This is a genomic window from Nitrospiria bacterium, assembly GCA_035498035.1.
Lineage (GTDB): Bacteria > Nitrospirota > Nitrospiria > JACQBZ01 > JACQBZ01 > JACQBZ01.
The window spans coordinates 18,328-34,936 of record DATKAN010000010.1; the positions used below are offsets into that span (position 1 = coordinate 18,328).

The 16,609-nt window shown below is 59.0% G+C and carries 17 protein-coding genes; 10 read left to right on the forward strand and 7 right to left on the reverse strand.

All coding sequences use genetic code 11. The features are described from left to right. Positions 1-66: 66 nt before the first annotated feature. The 7 genes from VMN77_01260 (at position 67) to VMN77_01290 (ending at position 8,273) form a co-directional block, all read left to right on the forward strand. Entirely contained in the window at positions 67-1,035 is a 969-nt protein-coding gene (locus VMN77_01260; protein ID HTN42408.1) for a hypothetical protein, read from the forward strand. Continuing rightward, positions 1,032-1,538 carry a D-glycero-beta-D-manno-heptose 1-phosphate adenylyltransferase gene (rfaE2, locus tag VMN77_01265; GenBank protein HTN42409.1) on the forward strand — a complete coding sequence of 169 codons (507 nt, stop codon included), beginning with the start codon at positions 1,032-1,034 and terminating at the stop codon, positions 1,536-1,538. The genes VMN77_01260 and rfaE2 overlap by 4 nt, the downstream gene beginning before the upstream one ends. Positions 1,539-1,749: 211 nt before the next feature. Further along, positions 1,750-5,034 carry a transcription-repair coupling factor gene (mfd, locus tag VMN77_01270; GenBank protein ID HTN42410.1) on the forward strand — a complete coding sequence of 1,095 codons (3,285 nt, stop codon included), beginning with the start codon at positions 1,750-1,752 and terminating at the stop codon, positions 5,032-5,034. Between the two features lie 34 nt (positions 5,035-5,068). Then, positions 5,069-5,971, forward strand: coding sequence for a peptidylprolyl isomerase (locus tag VMN77_01275; protein HTN42411.1), 903 nt, complete (start codon positions 5,069-5,071; stop codon positions 5,969-5,971). After that, on the forward strand, positions 5,943-6,929 hold the full coding sequence (locus VMN77_01280) for a peptidyl-prolyl cis-trans isomerase (GenBank protein HTN42412.1): 987 nt from the start codon (positions 5,943-5,945) through the stop codon (positions 6,927-6,929). The genes VMN77_01275 and VMN77_01280 overlap by 29 nt, the downstream gene beginning before the upstream one ends. Next, positions 6,922-7,890 carry a peptidyl-prolyl cis-trans isomerase gene (locus VMN77_01285; protein HTN42413.1) on the forward strand — a complete coding sequence of 323 codons (969 nt, stop codon included), beginning with the start codon at positions 6,922-6,924 and terminating at the stop codon, positions 7,888-7,890. Before VMN77_01280 ends, VMN77_01285 begins: the two co-directional genes overlap by 8 nt. A 41-nt stretch (positions 7,891-7,931) precedes the next feature. Further along, the gene (locus tag VMN77_01290) at positions 7,932-8,273 is read left to right on the forward strand and encodes a tetratricopeptide repeat protein (GenBank protein HTN42414.1); all 342 of its coding nucleotides are present in this window, start codon (positions 7,932-7,934) and stop codon (positions 8,271-8,273) included. Between the two features lie 96 nt (positions 8,274-8,369). On the opposite strand, the gene VMN77_01295 is transcribed toward VMN77_01290, so the two are convergent. The 4 genes from VMN77_01295 to yihA all read right to left on the reverse strand — a co-directional run bounded on the left by VMN77_01295 (position 8,370) and on the right by yihA (position 11,712). Next, on the reverse strand, positions 8,370-9,833 hold the full coding sequence (locus VMN77_01295; GenBank protein HTN42415.1) for a diguanylate cyclase: 1,464 nt from the start codon (positions 9,831-9,833) through the stop codon (positions 8,370-8,372). Continuing rightward, entirely contained in the window at positions 9,830-10,132 is a 303-nt protein-coding gene (locus VMN77_01300; GenBank protein ID HTN42416.1) for a hypothetical protein, read from the reverse strand. Before VMN77_01300 ends, VMN77_01295 begins: the two co-directional genes overlap by 4 nt. 9 nt (positions 10,133-10,141) lie before the next feature. Further along, positions 10,142-10,885, reverse strand: a complete 744-nt coding sequence (locus VMN77_01305; protein ID HTN42417.1) for a MerR family transcriptional regulator — start codon at positions 10,883-10,885, stop codon at positions 10,142-10,144. Between the two features lie 218 nt (positions 10,886-11,103). Continuing rightward, positions 11,104-11,712, reverse strand: coding sequence for a ribosome biogenesis GTP-binding protein YihA/YsxC (gene yihA, locus VMN77_01310; GenBank protein ID HTN42418.1), 609 nt, complete (start codon positions 11,710-11,712; stop codon positions 11,104-11,106). Positions 11,713-11,810: 98 nt separating this feature from the next. On the opposite strand from yihA, the gene VMN77_01315 reads away from it, so the two are divergent. The 3 genes from VMN77_01315 to VMN77_01325 are packed head-to-tail and all read left to right on the forward strand — an operon-like array spanning position 11,811 to position 14,551. Next, positions 11,811-12,521 carry a tetratricopeptide repeat protein gene (locus VMN77_01315; protein HTN42419.1) on the forward strand — a complete coding sequence of 237 codons (711 nt, stop codon included), beginning with the start codon at positions 11,811-11,813 and terminating at the stop codon, positions 12,519-12,521. A gap of 24 nt (positions 12,522-12,545) precedes the next feature. Next, positions 12,546-13,535, forward strand: a complete 990-nt coding sequence (locus tag VMN77_01320; protein HTN42420.1) for an ABC transporter ATP-binding protein — start codon at positions 12,546-12,548, stop codon at positions 13,533-13,535. Next, positions 13,535-14,551, forward strand: coding sequence for an ABC transporter ATP-binding protein (locus tag VMN77_01325; GenBank protein HTN42421.1), 1,017 nt, complete (start codon positions 13,535-13,537; stop codon positions 14,549-14,551). The genes VMN77_01320 and VMN77_01325 overlap by 1 nt, the downstream gene beginning before the upstream one ends. 16 nt (positions 14,552-14,567) lie before the next feature. Here the strand turns inward: VMN77_01325 and ybgC are convergent, their stop codons facing one another. From ybgC to thiD, 3 genes are all read right to left on the reverse strand, one after another. Beyond that, positions 14,568-14,960, reverse strand: a complete 393-nt coding sequence (ybgC, locus tag VMN77_01330) for a tol-pal system-associated acyl-CoA thioesterase (GenBank protein ID HTN42422.1) — start codon at positions 14,958-14,960, stop codon at positions 14,568-14,570. A gap of 134 nt (positions 14,961-15,094) precedes the next feature. Continuing rightward, positions 15,095-15,661: a hypothetical protein gene (locus tag VMN77_01335; GenBank protein HTN42423.1), complete on the reverse strand. Its 567-nt coding sequence runs from the start codon at positions 15,659-15,661 to the stop codon at positions 15,095-15,097. A 169-nt stretch (positions 15,662-15,830) separates the two neighbouring features. Further along, positions 15,831-16,604 (reverse strand): bifunctional hydroxymethylpyrimidine kinase/phosphomethylpyrimidine kinase, encoded by a 774-nt coding sequence (gene thiD, locus VMN77_01340; protein HTN42424.1) that lies wholly within the window; start codon positions 16,602-16,604, stop codon positions 15,831-15,833. Positions 16,605-16,609 lie beyond the last annotated feature (5 nt).

The window sequence follows — 16,609 nt, forward strand, 5'->3', positions numbered from 1 at the left end:
CCGGGCGGGGTGGCGAGCACGGTGGGGCTGCCGAAGGACAGGACCCGCGAAGGCAAGGAAACCTCCGTGAAAAAGAAAGAGCGAAGAAAAGACGACCGGATCGATTTTTCCGGCGTTCGGACCTATCCCCTCAAAAACCGAAAGAGCAAGGTCTCGATCCGGGAGTTCGGCCGCCCATATCGCGGCCAGGACCGGATCGCGCCGTTCATCGATTCCCTGCCGGATATCCTCGCGGCCAAGGATCTCAAGGCCGTGATCGAGGCCGTCGTCCAGGCCCATCGGAAGAAACGACCGATCATCGTCGGCATGGGCGCCCATCTGACGAAGGTCGGGCTGAACCCCATCCTGATCGACCTGATGGAGCACGGCGTGATCTCCGCGATGGCCGTGAACGGGGCCGTGATCATCCACGACTACGAACTGGCCCTGGCCGGGAAAACCTCCGAGGACGTGGAGGAGCAGCTCGGCAGCGGGGCCTTCGGCATGGCCGAGGAGACGGGACGCGACCTCAACGAGGCGATCATCAAGGGCGTCCAACAGGGGCTCGGAATCGGCGCGGCCGTCGGACAGTGGCTCAATCATTCCGACGCCCCGAACAAAAAGTTCAGCCTCCTGGCCGCCGCCGACCGTCTGGACATTCCCGTGACGGTGCATGTGGCCGTCGGCACGGACATCATCCATATGCACCCGTCCGTCAGCGGGGCCGCGCTGGGCGAGGGATCGCTGCTCGACTTCAAACGTCTCTGCGCCGTCGTCGCGCGGCTGGAGGACGGCGTCTATCTCAATATCGGCTCCGCCGTGATCCTGCCCGAGGTCTTCCTGAAGGCCCTGACGCTGGTCCGGAATCTCGGCCACACCGTCGACCGTTTCACGACCGTGAATCTCGACTTCATTCAGCAGTACCGCCCCCTGACCAACGTCGTCCGCCGCCCGACCCGGAACGGGGGGAAAGGCTACTCGATCACCGGCCATCACGAGATCATGGTGCCGCTTCTGGCGGCCGGGATCATCGAGCGGATCCGTCGATCGTCATGACCCGGTCCTCTTTCCGTGTTCGATCTTCACCCCGATCGAAAGTCAAGACCGTTCGTCAATTGAAAACGATCCTGGGCCGTCTGCGGAAGCGGGGTGAACGGATCGTATTCACAAACGGCTGCTTCGATCTGCTCCATATCGGCCACCTCCGATATCTCCAGCGAGCCCGACGGCAGGGCGACCGCTTGGTGGTCGGGATCAACAGCGACCGGTCGGTCAGGGCGATCAAAGGGCCTCCCCGCCCCCTGCTCCCGCAGGCCGAACGGGCCGAGCTTCTCGCGGCCCTGTCCTGCGTGGACTACGTCACGATCTTCAGCGAGCCGGATCCCCTTGCGGTGATCACGGCGTTGCAACCGGATGTCTTGATCAAAGGCAGCGATTGGGGTCACAATAAGATCATCGGCCGGGAGGCGGTCGAACGTCGCGGAGGCCGGGTCCGGCGGGTCCCGCTGGTCAAGGGCGTATCCACCACGCGGCTGATTGAAAAGATTTTGAAACTCTAACAAGCGGGTGGCCGAAGGCGGGGCGCCCCATCGCGCGCAGCCGGGGTTCCTACACCGGGCGGGGTGACGAGCACGATGGGGCTGCCGAAGGACAGGACCCGCTCAATGACGGCGCATGAAAGAATCCAAGTCTACAGAGGTAAAACAACCCTCCTTTCTACAACCCCTGATAACCCCCGCACTGAAACGGATACAGACCGGACGACCCCGGATGGTCTTCTCCGGACTTTGGGGTTCGGCCAAATCGGCCGTGGTCGCGGGGATCCTTCATGAGACCAACCTCCCGCTTTTCGTCCTGACCGCGACAGACGCGCAGGCGGAATCGTTTCATCAGGACCTGGTCTGCTGGTACCAATGGCTGGGCCGCCCCGCCGATGAGCCGATCCTGTTTCCATCCCCGGAAATTCTTCCCTATGAGTTGACCGCACCCCATCCCGACCTGGTTCGCGAACGGATGCGGGCCCTGTACGGGATGGCCAAGGCCGATCCCGGTCGGGCCGGACGGCCGGTCCTTTTGGTGGCCTCCGTAGCGGCCGCGATGCAGCGCGTGAGGACTCCCGTCTCGCTGCGCGAGGCCGTCCTCTCCTTGTCCGCCGGACAATCGGCCGACCGGGACGGCCTGATCGAATCCCTGGTCGATCTCGGTTATACCCGGACCGACCGCGTCGAACATCCGGGGGAATTCAGCGTGCGCGGCGGAATCCTCGACCTGTTCTCGACCGCGGACCGCGAGCCGGTTCGAATCGAATGGGCGGGCGATCAGGTCGAGTCGATCCGGTTCTTCGATCCCGAGACCCAGCGCTCCGCCGCGGCACAAGGGTTCGTCGGCATTCTTCCGGCCCGCGAACCGACCGACGAAGCCAACGCCACCGTGATGGACTATCTTCCAACCGGTACGCACCGGGTGCTGGACGAGCCCGGCCAGATCCAGGACCTTATGGAAGAATTTGATTCCGAGGTCCGCCTGGCCCGGTCCTCCCTGCCGGCCGACCGACGGACCGCGCTTCAACGCTATCTCACATCGGAGGAGTTGAACCGGCATCTGCAATCGGGGCCGTCCATTCTTCTCGAAACAAGCCATTTCGAAACGGACTCGGAACGGGACCGGCTGGCCTTCTCGACGCGTTCGCCCGAGAGCCTGGGCCTGGGCGTGAGAGGGACGCCTTTTTCCTCCGCGCTCAAGACGGCGGACGACCTGAGACGTAAGGCCCGCGTCATTTTCGTCGGCAAGACCCCGGTCCAAAGCGAAAGGCTGACGGCGCTGTTTCGCGAACATGATCTGCCGGCCGAGACCCTGCCGGGCCCGACCTTTCCACCGCCGCCCGGGCCCGATTCGATCCTCCCGTTCACCGTCGCGGTCGGCGCGATTTCGTCGGGCTTCATCGACCTTCAAAACCGTCTCGCCCTCCTGACGGACGAGGACCTTTTCGGCAAGACCGCCAAACACCGCCCGGCGCCGAAACTCAAACGGGCCCAGTTCCTCGCCTCGCTGGAGGACATGGAAGAAGGGGATTATCTCGTCCACGCGCAACACGGCATCGCGCGCTACGAGGGCCTGAAAAGACTCTCGATCCAGGGCTATGAAAGCGATTTCATGATCCTTCGTTACCGGGGGGGCGACACCCTCTACCTCCCCGTCGACCGCCTGAACCTCGTTCAGAAGTATACCGGCGTCGAGGGCCACCGACCCAAGCTGGATCGTCTGGGGGGCGTCACCTGGGCGCGGACCACGCGACGCGTCAAGAAGGCCGTCGAGACGATCGCGAAGGAAATCGTGGAACTCTACGCGGTGCGAGAGACGACCCCGGGCCATTCCTTTTCAAAAAACGCCGCGCTCGGCCGGGAATTCGATGCCGCCTTCGCCTATGAAGAGACCCCCGACCAGCTCAGGGCGATCGAGGAAATCCATAAAGACATGGAAGAGTCCCGGCCGATGGACCGGCTGATCTGCGGCGATGTCGGCTACGGGAAGACCGAGGTGGCGATGCGGGCCGCCTTCATGGCGGTGATCGACGGCAAACAGGTCGCGGTCCTGGTGCCGACGACCCTGCTGGCGCAGCAGCACGGGGAGACCTTTCGCGAACGGTTCGCGCCGTTTCCGGTCCGCGTCGAAACGCTCAGCCGGTTTCGCACCCCGAAAGAACAGAAGGCGGTCCTGTCGGATCTGGCGGCCGGCCGCGTGGATATCGCGATCGGGACCCACCGCCTCCTCCAAAAGGACGTCGTCTTCCACGATCTCGGACTGCTGATCGTGGACGAAGAACAGCGGTTCGGGGTCGGCCATAAGGAAAAACTCAAGCAGCTCCGAAAGACGGTGGACACCCTGACCCTAAGCGCGACGCCCATCCCCCGAACGCTCCAGATGGCCCTGACCGGGATCCGCGAACTCTCGATCATCGACACCCCACCGGCCGATCGCCTCGCCGTCCGAACGATCCTGACGCGCTTCGACCGTTCGGTGATTCGGAACGCCATCCTCCGGGAATTGGCGCGGGGCGGACAGGTCTTTTTCGTCCATAACCGCGTTCAGGACATCGAGCGGCTGGGGCAGTTCCTCCGGGAGCTCGTCCCGGAGGCGAGGCTGGCGGTGGCGCACGGTCAAATGCACGGACGGGAACTGGAGCAGGTGATGTGGAAATTCGTGCATCAGGAAACGAACGTCCTCCTGACCACGACGATCATCGAGTCGGGACTCGACATCCCCACCGCAAACACCATCCTGATCAACGACGCACACCGCTTCGGCCTGTCCGACCTCTATCAGCTCCGGGGACGCGTGGGACGGTCGGGTCATCAGGCCTTCGCCTATCTCCTCGTCCCCTCCGATCGCGGCCTGACCGAGGAAGCCCGGGCCCGCATCCAGGCCATCCAGGAATTCTGCGAGCTGGGCGCCGGGTTCCGGATCGCGGCGCGAGACCTGGAAATTCGGGGCGCCGGAAACTTCCTCGGCAAACAGCAGTCCGGCCACATCGCGGCGGTCGGCTTCGACTTTTATCTCCAGTTGATCGAGGAATGCGTGAAGGACCTCAAGGGCGAACCGGCCGAAGCCGAGAACGAGCCGACCCTGAATCTCAAGGTTTCGGCGTATATTCCAGAGACCTACATGCCGGACACCTATCAACGCCTGGCCGTGTATCGGCGGCTCTCGGATCTCAAAACCGAAGCCGACCTGGCCGCGTTCCGAGCCGAATTGGAAGACCGTTACGGGGCCCCTCCGGACCCGGTGGAGCGGCTCTTGCAGGCCGTCCAGATCAAGGCGCTGGCCCGGAAGCTGAAAATCCTTTCGCTCGATTCGAGGAGCGACGGGATTCATATCGCCTTCGACCCGGCCCACCCGCTGACGGAGGCCCAGGTCCGCCGGCACCTGTCGGACGCTTCGGGACGCCTCCGGGTCGTTTCCGAATTCAGCGTGCGACTGCGGCTCGGCGAATCGGAACAGGCCGAATGGCCGACGCTCTTTTCGACCCTTAGAAATTACTTGCAAAGCCTGCTATAATATGGTAGGAAACCCATCGGAGGGCGGAGGATGGATGTTTAGAAGTCCTTTACCAAAATTCGTGTTCATCACCGTAGGGCTTTTGGCCTGCAACAAGTCGGCGCCCCCTTCCCTTTCGAACCCCGATTCCACCCTGGCCCAGGTCAACGGAATACCGATCACGGTCGATCAATTTAATCGGAAATGGTCGCAACTGTCCGAACCGGCCCGCGCGGTCTATGCCGGCCCAAACGGGAAAAAAGATTTTCTGGGGGAATTGATCACGCGCGAGCTGCTCCTGCAAAAGGCCCATGAGATGAATCTGGACCGGGATAAAACCGTGGGAGAGCGTGTGGAATCCTTCCGGGAGCGGTTGTTGCTGGACGCCGCGCTTCATGAACTGATCGAGAAAAAAATCGACGTAACGGAGGAGGATCTGAGGGCCCGGTTCAACGCCCATCGAGAGGCTCTTCCCCCGATCGAAGAGGCGCGGGCGAGCCACATCCTGGTCAAGACCGAATCCGAGGCCCGGACCTTGCTGGTACGGCTGCGCCGGGGCGCCGATTTCGCCGCGCTGGCCAAAGCGCACTCCATCGATCCCGCCACCAAGGACAAGGGCGGGGATCTGGGGCTGCTGCGCAAAGGCCGGGTGCTCCCGGAGTTCGACAGGGTCGTATTCGAAATGAAGCCGGGTCAGATCAGCGACGTGGTCAGGACATCATACGGCTATCACATAATCCGCGTTCAAAGCCGGCGCACCCAAAAACCCCTCTCGGTCGATGACGTGCGGGACGAGCTCCGTGAGCAAATCATCCGGGAGAAAGAAACGGCCCTGTTCGACGCCCTCGTTAAAACATTGCGCGCCGAATCCAACATCGTGATTTCGGAGTCCCGGCTGGCCTCCGTCGGAGAAGATGTCGCAAAGAAACATGACCCCACGTCCGCGGTTCAACCCTAACCCGTTCTGTATGTACGCCGTGGTGGCCCTGTGCATCGGCTGCGGGAAGGACGCCGTTCTTCCCTCCTCGCCGATCGTCGCGATGGTCGGTGAGGACGGCATCAGTCGCGACGAGTTCAAGGCCGCGTTTTTAGAGGCCAAGATCGAGGGGGCGAACGACGAAAACAGCGAAGCCGTCAAGGAACTCAAACGGAACCTGCTCAACGAGCTGATTGAGCAACACCTGTTCCTGGCCGAGGCCGGAAGGCTGAAGCTGGAGGTCGGTGCCGATGAGCTCCAGCAAGCCGTCGACCGGGTCAAAGGGGATTACGCCGCCGGAGAATTTGAGGCCATGCTTCAACAGCAACAGACCACCTTTGAACAATGGAAGGAGCGCCTTCGAAAGGACCTCTTGAGTCAGAAGGTCATCAATCAGGCCGTGCCTCAAAACATCCAGATTTCCGGCGCGGAAGTTCAAACTTACTACGATCAGCACGCGAAGGATTTCGTGCATCCGGACGAGGTCCGGGCGCGCCAGATCGTCGTGGCCAAGGAAGAAACGGCTCGTTCGATCCGCCTTCAATTGATTCAGGGGGCCGATTTCGCCTCCATGGCGAAAAGCTATTCCCTCAGTCCGGATAAAGAGCAGGGCGGCGACCTCGGTTTTTTCGCCAAGGGCGATATGCCAGAAGAATTTGATATCGTTTTCTCCCTGGGGGTCGGGAAGATCAGCCCGATCGTCAAAACCGCCTACGGGTATCACATCTTCAAGGTGGAGGAGCGGCATCCCGCGAAACCCATGACCCCGTCGGAAGCCGCGGAGAGAATTCGAGCCCAGCTCACCCAGGAGCGACGTGAACAGTCCTTCGCCGCCTGGGTCGCCGGTCTGAAGGAGAAGGTTCGGATCACGGTGAACTATCGGATCCTTTATCAACCGCTGGGATTACCGGATTCCACCCCGGAGCCGGTCCATGACTAAACGACTCAGACACCTCATCGTCTGCTTCTTCTTTCTTGCGGCCGGAGTCCAACCGTCGTTCGGCACCACGGCCCCCGTCGACCGGATCGCGGCCATCGTCAACGGCGAGATCATCACCGCCTCCGACCTTCAATCGGCCGCCGCACGGGCCCGCCTCGGCTTGCTGGCGCTGACCCCGGACGGAACACCCTCCCGCACGCCCCCTTCCGAGCAGCAGCTCCTTGGACAATTGATCGAACAGAAACTTCAGCTGCAGCTGGCCCAGAAGAGGGGCATCACGGTTGAACCGGAGGAAATTCAAAAAGCGGTGGATGATGTAAAACAAAAAAACGGGATGCCGAACGACGCGGCCCTTCAAAAAGCGCTGGAGGAGGAGCATTCCAGCCTCGAACAGTATAAAAAAGGGCTGCAGGATCAGATCATGATCCTCAAACTCGTGAACCGTGAAGTGAAGTCCGGCGTCCTCCTCAGCGACCAGGATATTCGCGCGTACTACGAGGAGCACCCGGGCCTTTTTCGGACGCCGATGGAGTATCACCTCCACCAGATTTTCATCCCGGTTTCAAAATTCGATACTTCTTCGACGTTTGATCAGACCGTCCGGAATGTCGCCGACCAACTCAAAAGCGGCGCCGATTTCCAGGCCCTCGTCCAACAATACTCGGAAGGGCCGGATCGGAACGCGAACGGCGACCTGGGCAACCTCAAGGCGGAACAGATGCTGCCGGAAATGCGCCAGGCGATCGAACATTTGAAACCCGGCGAGGTCAGCGAACCGGTCAAAACGGCCACGGGGGCCCACATTTTCCGGCTCGATGAGATCATTCCGCCCCAAACCCGCCCGATCGCGGAGGTCAAGCCGGAAATTCAGGAACGCTTATATCAGGAGCGTTCGGCCGAATTATATGAAAAGTGGCTGAACGATCTGCGGGCCAGCGCCCAGGTTGAGATCAAATATTAGGGGAAAAAACGAAAGAACCGAATGGCAGGGAGGGTGACAGAATGATTCGAATCGCATGGGCCCTATTGTTGACGACGATGATCGGGTTATCTCCCGTGTTCGCGGACGAGTTGTTCGACGCGGACGCGGCGAAACAACATTTCAACACCGGTCTGGAGCTTTACTTCAAGCAGGATTATAAAAACGCGATCAAGGAGTTCGAGGCGGCGAGTACTATCGATCCCGATAACGCCAACGCATTGTACTTCATGGGCTATTCGTATTATAAACTGAAGGACATGAAGAGGGCCCGGGAGGTGTTTGACCAGGCCTATGGAGCGGATACCAAGTACAGCCCCATTCGAAAAACTCCGACGGTTGAGACCCCGCCGGGCCAGAAGTAAACGGCTTTCCGCTTCGCTCCAGTTCCGGACGGGCCGACATGACAAGCGGTTCCATAATCTTGAAACGGAGATCCATCCCGGGGCCGCCCTGAGCGCTCAGGGCGGAAGGCCCGTTTTGTTTAAAACCTGCACGAAGGATTGCACCAACTGCGGATCGAACTGTTTTCCGGCGCATTGATGCAGTTCCTCGATGGCCTCATCATCGCTCAGCCGTCTGCGATACGGCCGTGTCGAAATCATGGCCTGATAGGCCTCGGCGATGGCCAGAACCCGGGCCAAAAAGGGGATGTCCTCCCCGTGCAGACCTTTTGGATAGCCGTTCCCATCCCAACGCTCGTGATGGTAAAGGATGGCGGGCAGCACACCGTCCAACCGGGGGGCGTCTTTGAGCAACAACTCGGCAAGGGTCGGATGCGCCTGGATGATCTTCCGTTCTTCCAAGGTCAAGGGTCCCGGCTTGTTCAAAACATTCTCGGGCGCATTCATCAGCCCGATGTTGTGGAGCAAACTTGCGATCCGAAGGCTCTCCACCTCCGCCGGGTCGAGTTTCAAGAACTTGGCAAAACTCATGGCCAAACGAACCACCTGGTCGGTGTGGCCGAACGTAAAGGGCGTTTTGGCATCGATGGCCAATCCGATATTCCGCATCACGCTGAGTTTCGAATCCCGAAGAACGACCTCCAGGCTGCCCTGATCTTCCGCAAAGTGGGCCTTTAACATTTCCCCGTGAAGACCCACCCGATTCCGGCCGTTCTGTTTGGCAAAATAAAGGGCCTTCTCCGCCATTTCAATCAAGCCGTCCTTGTCCCGGGCGTCGATGGGAAGATTCGCAACCCCGACGCTGATCGAAATGAAGGCCCGATGACCGCCGGGCAGGTTGAAGAGATGATAGAGAACGCAGTTGCGTAGACGTTCCGCAACGACCCGGGCTCCCTCCAAGGTTGTTTCCGGAAGAAGGACCGAAAATTCCTCGCCCCCAAAGCGGGCGAGAAGATCGTTGGTCCGAAGGCCTTGTTTGATGAGCTCACTCAATTCCCGTAAAATGGCATCGCCGACCGGATGACCGTAGGTGTCATTCAGGGTTTTAAAATGATCCAGGTCGATCATGAGCAGCGAAAGTGGCCGGTTATACCTTCCGGAACGGGCGACTTCCTCCTCCAGCTGTCTCTGGAAGGCCCGGTGGTTATCGATCCCCGTGACGGCATCCTTCACCGCGGCCGACTGGGCCGTCTCTATGACCTGGGCCTGCAGCGAGAGGAGTTTCTTGGCCGTCAGACCGAAGGTCCCGCTGATCAACCATACGATGGCGATCAACGGAGTGAGGGTCAATATTTCCCGGCCGACTGCCGCAACCAGATATCCCGGTGTTCCATGGAAAACCAGACCGGCCAAATTCGATATCGAACCCAAGGCACCGGCGAGGATGAAAACCAGCGCGCCGAGACGCTCAAAATCGAGCCGTGCTTCACGTTTCAGACAGTACCCGAAGTAAAAAAGGACACCGCCCGACAGCGCGAGCACCCCTTGTTCGATCCAGCGAAGTCCATTCAACATCGTCATCCCGTTTTCCGCGATTCGGCTTTGTGGCGGATATCGCCATGGAGTTTCCATGCCATCCATGGAATGAGGATTCCCGCGCCTATCCCCAGCAACGCGCAAACCTCCTGGATCCAGACGGAATCCATAATTTGGAGAACGGCCCGGACGGCCAATATCAGGCACAGGCCGATCAGCATCATCCAGACCCGCTTGTCACCGACACTGTCCTGTCCAACCGGAAGAATCACAAGGGCCGCCGTCAACGCGGCGATCGTCAACGCGGTCGCGTTCATCACACCGATGATGTTTTCCAGATCCATCGATCCCCCTCAAACCACGGTGCCCGATGCGTTTCGCGCCCGCTCCACGAACCCCGTTCCCTCTTCCTCCGACGGTTCCATCGTCGCGAATCCCACGTTAATTCGAATCGAGTAACGGACGTTCCCGATGGTCCATTCCCGCTCGGGAAACAGAATCGGGATGCGTTGGGCCACAAGCTTCGCACCGTCCTCCGTCGTCTGGCACAACAGCCATAAGAATTCCTGGGAGTCGATCTGAGCTATCGTATCGTAGGCGCGTTTGTACGAATTCAACGTATTTAAGATCTTTCGGGTGATTTCACCCACCCCGTCCGCATTGTCGAAAGGAGAAATCTCAACTTTGACGGCGAGACAGGTCAGCGGATATTGAAAACGACGCGACCGGACCCGTTCCTCCTCAACCCGTTTCTGAAAATCCTCGATCCCTTTCAGGATCTCCGTGGCCGGATCGCGCAGAGACGAGGACGGTCGGCTGATCAAATTCACCAAGGTGCGGGCCGAAACATCCCCTCCGCCCGCCAAGGCCGCTTTAATCTTTTCAGCGGCCTTGCTCACAAGGTACCCTTGCTCGGTGAGTTTTTGAACGGCCTGCAACAATTCAAGATCCCGGTCCGTATAGCGGTAGAAAATTCTTGTGCCGTGCAGTTCCTGTCCGGGCCGCACAATCCCGATCAATTTCCAATATCCCAGTTGTCTGGCCGAGATTTTGGCCTGTCTGCAGATTTCTTTAGGGCTGTATGTCTTTTTACCCATGTTCTTCCACCGGCTATGAAAAATTGTCCATTCCTAATACATACATGAGCAATAAACGTACCAACCGACAGTAAAATAAGGGCTATTTCTTGTACATGGTTGTTCAATGTAATAAATCAACGGGTTATATTAGTGCCCTTTTTTGGGTTAAAAGAGGAACATTTGAATTAGGAAACTTCTTACCTACTACTTTGTCGAAATTTGGCAGGATTAAAGGATCAGTCTTTCAGAAATTGGGCGATTTCTTCCAGAAGGGAATCTCGGCCCTGGCCCGTCTTGGAGGAAAAAGGCAAGATGACTTGGTGAGCAGGGATACCCGGCAACGAGGTCTTGACCTGGCCAAGGGCGGATGCGAGACGTCCCCGGGGCATCTGATCCGACTTTGTGGCGACCAGGATATACCGAAGTCGGCAGGAATGAATCCATGTGATCAATTGCTGATCCAATAGACTCGGCGGGAGACGAATGTCCAACAGTACGATCAAGCCTCGAAGGGCGGGACGGTGCTTGAGATAATCATTCACCAAGTCACCCCAGGCCTGACGTTGCGCCAGGGAAACGTTGGCGTAGCCGTATCCGGGCAGGTCCACGAGATAAAAGGCCGCCGGCGATTTGATGCTCACGGTGATCTTGAAAAAGTTTATCAGTCGCGTCTTACCCGGGGTGCCGCTTGTCTTGGCCAGCCCTTTATGTCGCACCAGAGAGTTCAACAGCGACGACTTCCCCACATTGGAACGTCCCGCGAGAGCGATCTCGGGCAGCCCGTCCGTCGGACAGTCGCGAAGCGACGCGCAGCTTTTCACAAACTCCGCCCCATGGATCTTCATGGCCGTCACTCTACCGAACGGGCCAGGGACAATCAAGAAAAAAATCCTGTCGCGGGGCTGTTGACAGCCCGGGCCTTTTCTTTTATAGTGGATGGGCTATGAACGGGGATCCCGATTTCGAAAAAGTCTATCGTGCCGCCCAGGAATGCTTCGAGGAAAATCGTCTGGACGAAGCGGAACGTCTGTTTCTGAAGCTCCTGGAACGAAACTCAAAAGGGTACGCGGACGTTTTCAACCGTCTGGGTTTGATCTACTCCCAGAAAGGCCTGCTGGAGCGCGCCGCTCAATATTTTGAAAAGGCCTTGGCCATTAATCCCAAATACACGGATGCCGCCCTCAGCCTCGTTGTGACGTATAACGAACTTCAGAAGTTCGCCGAGGCCGAACGCGTCTTCAACCGTGCGGCCAAGGTGGTCCGTTCCGAACCCACGTCGCTTGATCCGTTTATTCAAGGCAAGCTGGCCAACGAGCATGGAAAGCTGGGGAATGCCTATTATAATTTGGGCCGGTACGATGAAGCCCTCGACGAGTACCAGAAGGCCGTCAAGCTCCGGCCGAATTTTGTGGATATTCTGACCCAGATCGGGATGACTCTGAGGGAGAAGGGCGAACTGGACCGGGCCATCGCGGCCTTCAGCCGGGCCAAAGAGGCCAGCCCCAAATATGTGCCGGCCTACATCCACCTTGGAATCGCCTATTACGCCCAAAACCGACGGGACTTGGCCTTGCAAGAGTGGAAAGCCGCGCAGAAGATCGATCCCGCCAACCGCGCCGTCCAGGTTTACCTGAACTTGGCCAAAAAGCCATAGCCTTTTCCTTCACCCGAGGAACCCGTGAACCCGGCCGTTCTGAGGATCAAGAATCTCCGGACGCAATTTCATACCGATGAAGGTATCGTTCAAGCCGTGGACGGAATAGATCTGACGGTCCGTCCGGGAAGCGTCCTGGGGCTGGTCGGTGAATCCGGTTCCGGAAAGTCGGTCACGGCCCTCTCGGTGATGCGCCTCATTCCACAGCCGCCGGGCCGAATCGTTTCCGGGGAGATATGGTTCAACGGAACCGACCTCATGACCTTGAAGGAAACCGAGATGCAAGCGATCCGGGGGAAACGGATCGCGATGATTTTCCAGGAACCGATGACCTCGCTCAACCCGGTCTTCACCGTTGGAAATCAGATCTCGGAAATGCTCCGTCTTCATCTGAAAATGAGCCGGAAAGACGCCCGCGACCGCACGATCGAACTCCTGGAGCTGGTCGGCATCCCCTCGGCCGGTCAACGCGCCAAGGAATATCCGCATCAACTCAGCGGCGGCATGCGACAACGGGTCATGATCGCCATGGCCATCTCGTGCAACCCCGAACTCGTTTTCGCGGACGAACCCACCACCGCCCTGGACGTCACGATTCAAGCGCAGATCCTGGTTCTCCTGGAGGAACTCCGAGAGCGGCTCGGCATGTCCCTCGTGCTGATCTCGCACGACCTCGGCGTGATCGCGGAAGTCGCCCATGAAGTGGCCATCATGTACGCCGGCCGCATCGTCGAAGAGGCCCGTACGGAAGCGCTGTTCGCGCAGCCCCTCCACCCTTACACGCAGGGACTTCTCGCCTCCCTTCCCCGATTCGATATGACGGGGGGGCGAAGGGAACGGCTCCGGGCGATTCCCGGAACCGTCCCCAAATGGACCGAGAACCTGCCGGGTTGTAAATTCACTCCCCGTTGCGGCGTGGCCATTCCGCACTGCAGCCGCCAAGAACCCGCGTTGGAGGAACTTCACCCCGGCCACCGGGTCCGATGCTGGGTCGCCATGGGGGAAAAAACGTGATGGAAGCGGGTCGGCCCACCAGCCCGGACGAACCCGCAACCGGATCGTCCCATACCGCCCTGTTATCGGTCCGAAATCTTAGAAAGTATTTCCCGATCCGCGAGGGCTTATTGACCAGGACGGACTTCCAGGTTCATGCCGTGGACGACATTAGTTTTGATCTGCAACGAGGAGAGATCCTCGGACTGGTCGGCGAGAGCGGTTGCGGGAAGTCGACAACCGGACGGCTGATTCTCCGGCTGCTGGAACCGACGTCGGGCGAGGTCCTCTTTCAAAGTGAAAATATTTTCAAAGCCGACTCCCGACGGATGCGCGTCCTGCGTCGCGAGATGCAGATCATCTTTCAGGACCCTTACGCCTCACTCAACCCCCGCATGACCATCGGGGCCGCACTCGAAGAACCGTTGATCGTCCACCGAATCGGAGACCGGAACGGGCGACGGACCCGTGTGCGACAGCTGCTCGAAAAGGTCGGATTGGACCCGGACGTCGTGAACCGCTATCCCCATGAATTCAGCGGCGGACAGCGTCAGCGGATCGGAGTGGCCCGCGCCCTGGCCCTGAACCCGAAACTCATCGTGGCCGACGAACCGGTCTCCTCTCTCGATGTCTCCATTCAGGCCCAGATCATCAACCTGCTCGAGGATATCCAGGAAGAGTATGGGCTTTCCATGATCTTCATCGCGCACGATCTTAACATGGTCCGGCATATCAGCGATCGCGTGGCCGTCATGTATCTGGGCCGGATCGTCGAACTGGGGCCGGCGACGGACCTGTACCGCGAACCGCTTCACCCGTACACCGAGGCCCTCCTGGCCGCCATCCCGATCCCCGACCCGAAGGTGAAGCGTCACCGGATCCTCCTGGAGGGCGACCTTCCAAGCCCCGTCAACCTCCCAAAGGGATGCCGGTTCTATTCCAGATGCCCGAAACGAATACCCGATTGCCTCAAGGAAGATCCTCCGCTGGTCCAGATCCGTTCCGGACACTGGGCGGCCTGCATCCTGGCCCGATAACGGGCCTCAACCGACTTTAGAGTGAAGAAACGATTTCTTCGGGAATTCGCCGGGGGCGGCCGTTCGAGACGCAGACCAAGACCACGATCGCCTCGGCGATGAGGCGGCCGTTCTGGTCCCGGACGGTGTGGGAAAAGGTGAGACTGGCCCTCGAAACTTCCGTTACGGCCGTTTCAATGTCCAGGAGGTCCGAATAGCGCGCCGGGGCCTTGTAGTCGATCTCCACACGGGTCACGACGAAGTACAGCCCTTTCTCGGCCCAGGCTCCAAGCTCGATCCCTCGCGCGCGAAGGTGTTCGGTCCGGGCCCGCTCCAGGTACCGCAAATAGTTGGCGTAATAAACCACGCCGCCGCAGTCGGTATCTTCATAATAGATTCGGATCCCCAGGTGACTCTTCGTCGGTTGCACTCTTGCTGGAACCGCCTTTCTACGCCGTCGGCCTAAAATGAAAAGACACCATCCGGCGATGGTGTCCTGAAGATATCCCCTTCGTTTTAGAAATGCAAGGAAAAGGCGTAAAGCCGGCGGAATCCTTCCGCCGTTCAGTTCAGAAGAATTTTCTTGGCCTGCTGAAACTCCGCATTCTGAAGATGGTCCAAGGCGGCTTTGATATATCCCAATCCGATAACGCACAGTTCAAAATTATCCGAAAGTTTCCGAAACAACGGCGCAAAGGGCTTGTATTTTCCGTAATTGAACTCGGACACGTTCCGATAGGAACATTTCCCGACTTTGACATAGTCGATCAGAAAGTCCGGATGGTGAATCCATTGACGGATCTTGATCCGATTCAGGAATTCCGGAAACAGGCCGACCATGAACAAGGTGAAGTCCCCGATATGCCGATGGACTTCCCTTTCCCTTTCGACCGAACCGGCATTGAGCAACAGGTCGGCTTCCAACAACATCCCGGCCACTTCCTCCAACCGCTTTCCCTTTATATCCCCAATCCGGTATAGATGATCCACGTGGATGAAATCGAGCAGCAGGTTGGAGACATAATGGGCCACCGGTTGATCCGGCCATCGTAATTGTTGAGAAAAGGTCCGCTCGGTGAGGTCCGTGAAAAGCTGTCTCAGGGGATGATGATCGGGGACCGGCTTTAACATTTCCGAATCCTCTAATTTTTTTAATTATAGCACAGATTTTGAAGACCCTCCGCCCAAGAGCGACGGGGATTCTTCGGCCCGACAGGAAACGACCACATTCGTATTCGCTCGTCGACCCCCCAGTGCGCGGGAGTTGCGCTCAGGATGGGGGTTCAAGATCGTCCGATACTCAGTCGGAGGTCAAATTCAGCAGATGGCGCCCGTGGCCGACGGACGCGCTGGTCCGGATGGCCTGATGAACAAACCCTTTCGCTTTCCGGACGGCTTGTGGAGCCTTTAATCCGGCCGCCAAACCGGCCGTGACGGCCGCGGACAGAACGCACCCGGCGCCATGCAGGCGTCGGCCGCCGACACGGGCCCTCCGAAAACGTTGCGTCCCCGAATCCCCGACCAGCAGATCGAGGGCGGCGTCGCCTTCAAGATGTCCTCCTTTGACCAAAACGTATCGGGGTCCCATCGCGTGGATTTCCATTCCCGCCCGCTCCATCTCCTTCTCCGTCCGGACCGGCAGTCCGGTCAGGGCCTCGGCCTCTTTAAGGTTGGGGGTGACCAACAGGGCCAACGGCAGCAATGACTTTTTTAAAAATTCGATATCGTCCTTCTTCAGGATCGGATAGCCTGTGGAGGAACGAACGATGGGGTCGAGGACATAGTCCTTGAGACGATATTTTTTCAGAAGCTCGCCGACGATCTCGATGCTTTCCCCGTCCAGAAGCATGCCCGTCTTGACCGCTTGAACCGGCATGTCGTCCAGAAGGGTCGTGATCTGTTTTCGGAGAAGATCGGGGGGAATCTTGACCACCTCCTGAATCCCCAGAGTGTTCTGGATCGTCAAGGAAGCGACGACGGCGGCTCCGTGAACCTTCAGAGCGGCAAACGTCCTCAGATCGGCCTGAATTCCGGCCCCTCCCGTTGGATCCGAACCGGCGATCGTCAAGGCCACGTTCA

Coding starts and splice junctions, on each gene's coding strand:
- rfaE2 (HTN42409.1), top strand. CDS start 1,032: ATGACCCGGTCCTCTTTCCGTGTTCGATCTTCACCCCGATCGAAAGTC.
- mfd (HTN42410.1), top strand. CDS start 1,750: ATGGTCTTCTCCGGACTTTGGGGTTCGGCCAAATCGGCCGTGGTCGCG.
- VMN77_01275 (HTN42411.1), top strand. CDS start 5,069: ATGTTTAGAAGTCCTTTACCAAAATTCGTGTTCATCACCGTAGGGCTT.
- VMN77_01280 (HTN42412.1), top strand. CDS start 5,943: ATGACCCCACGTCCGCGGTTCAACCCTAACCCGTTCTGTATGTACGCC.
- VMN77_01285 (HTN42413.1), top strand. CDS start 6,922: ATGACTAAACGACTCAGACACCTCATCGTCTGCTTCTTCTTTCTTGCG.
- VMN77_01290 (HTN42414.1), top strand. CDS start 7,932: ATGATTCGAATCGCATGGGCCCTATTGTTGACGACGATGATCGGGTTA.
- VMN77_01295 (HTN42415.1), bottom strand. CDS start 9,833: ATGACGATGTTGAATGGACTTCGCTGGATCGAACAAGGGGTGCTCGCG.
- VMN77_01300 (HTN42416.1), bottom strand. CDS start 10,132: ATGGATCTGGAAAACATCATCGGTGTGATGAACGCGACCGCGTTGACG.
- VMN77_01305 (HTN42417.1), bottom strand. CDS start 10,885: ATGGGTAAAAAGACATACAGCCCTAAAGAAATCTGCAGACAGGCCAAA.
- yihA (HTN42418.1), bottom strand. CDS start 11,712: ATGAAGATCCATGGGGCGGAGTTTGTGAAAAGCTGCGCGTCGCTTCGC.
- VMN77_01315 (HTN42419.1), top strand. CDS start 11,811: ATGAACGGGGATCCCGATTTCGAAAAAGTCTATCGTGCCGCCCAGGAA.
- VMN77_01325 (HTN42421.1), top strand. CDS start 13,535: ATGGAAGCGGGTCGGCCCACCAGCCCGGACGAACCCGCAACCGGATCG.
- VMN77_01335 (HTN42423.1), bottom strand. CDS start 15,661: ATGTTAAAGCCGGTCCCCGATCATCATCCCCTGAGACAGCTTTTCACG.